This is a genomic window from Kitasatospora sp. MY 5-36 (assembly GCF_001182915.1).
Taxonomy (GTDB): Bacteria; Actinomycetota; Actinomycetes; order Streptomycetales; family Streptomycetaceae; genus Kitasatospora.
This window is the reverse complement of record NZ_LFVW01001266.1, coordinates 1-1,105: the sequence shown is the minus strand read 5'-3', so window position 1 is coordinate 1,105 and position 1,105 is coordinate 1. Positions and strand designations below refer to the sequence as shown.

Genomic DNA, 1,105 nt, shown 5'->3' with positions numbered 1-1,105 from the left:
TCGCCGCCGGGGTCGGCCGCGTCGGTCCGGACCCAGGCCACCCCGTCCACCGCCCCGCCGCGCACCTGCCAGCCGCCGGCCCGCAGCTCCAGCCGCAGCGGCCGGGCGCGCGAGTCCAGCGTCAGGTCGGTGCTGCCGAGCACCCGGCCGTCCGGCGCGTAGGTCTTGGAGACGTACCGCCACCCGGCCGCCCCGGGCGCGCAACTGAAGCGCTCCTCCCCGAGCGGGACGTGGTCGTGCGGGTCGTGGAGCGAGTACCGGCCGTTGGGCATGCCGGAAAGCCTACGTGCGCGGTTCGCGTGCAACGTTCCGGCCGGTGCCCGCATTAGAGGGGCGGACGGCGCGCCGGTGCGCCGCCACCACGACGAGAGGGGGTGCGGATGGCGAAGCAGACGCGCGACGTGGAGTTCACGGAGTACGTGGCCTCCAGGAGCGGCTGGCTGCGCAAGGTCGCCTATCTGCTGTGCGGGGACTGGCACCGGGCCGACGACCTGGTGCAGGAGTGCGCGACCAAGCTGTACGTGAACTGGTCGCGGGCCGGCCGGGTCGAGAACCTGGACGGCTACGCCCGCAGGGTGCTGGTCAACACCTTCCTCGCCGAGCAGCGCTCGTCCTGGTGGCGGCGGACGTCACGGACCGCGGCGCCGGTGGACGTGGCGTCGGTGGCCGCCGACCTCGACGCCCGGCTCGACCTGCGCAAGGCGCTGGCCGCGCTGCCGCCCAAGCAGCGGGCCACCGTGGTGCTCCGGTACTACTGCGACCTCACGGTCGATCAGACCGCCGATGCGATGAGCTGCTCCTCGGGCAATGTGAAGAGCCAGACCTCACGGGCTCTCGCCACCCTCCGGACGACGCTCTCCCCCCGTCCCACCACCGCCGAGAGGACGTCATGAGGTCGCACGAGCAGCGTGATCTGACCGCCCGGCTGAGCGCCCTCGCCGAGACCCCGGCACCGCCCGCCGCACTCGACACCTCGGCGGTGATCGCCCGCGGCCGGGTCCGGCTGCGCCGCCGCCGGCAGGCCCTGGTCGGTGTGGTGGCCGGGTCGACCGCCGCCGTCCTGGCCGGCGTCCTGCTGGACGCGCTGGAGCACGGCCGGGAGCGG

2 protein-coding genes and 1 pseudogene are annotated in these 1,105 nt (G+C 74.7%); 2 read left to right on the top strand and 1 reads right to left on the bottom strand.

The window, feature by feature from the left end; genetic code table 11:
* Positions 1 to 272 (bottom strand): annotated as a pseudogene (locus AE652_RS41865) (hypothetical protein); the annotation flags it as partial.
* Between the two features lie 108 nt (positions 273 to 380).
* On the opposite strand from AE652_RS41865, the gene AE652_RS41860 reads away from it, so the two are divergent.
* Positions 381 to 893, top strand: a complete 513-nt coding sequence (locus AE652_RS41860) for a SigE family RNA polymerase sigma factor (RefSeq protein WP_049661338.1) — start codon at positions 381 to 383, stop codon at positions 891 to 893.
* Positions 890 to 1,105: hypothetical protein (locus AE652_RS41855; protein ID WP_049661336.1), on the top strand; the 216-nt coding region annotated here is incomplete at its 3' end. The genes AE652_RS41860 and AE652_RS41855, both read left to right, overlap by 4 nt.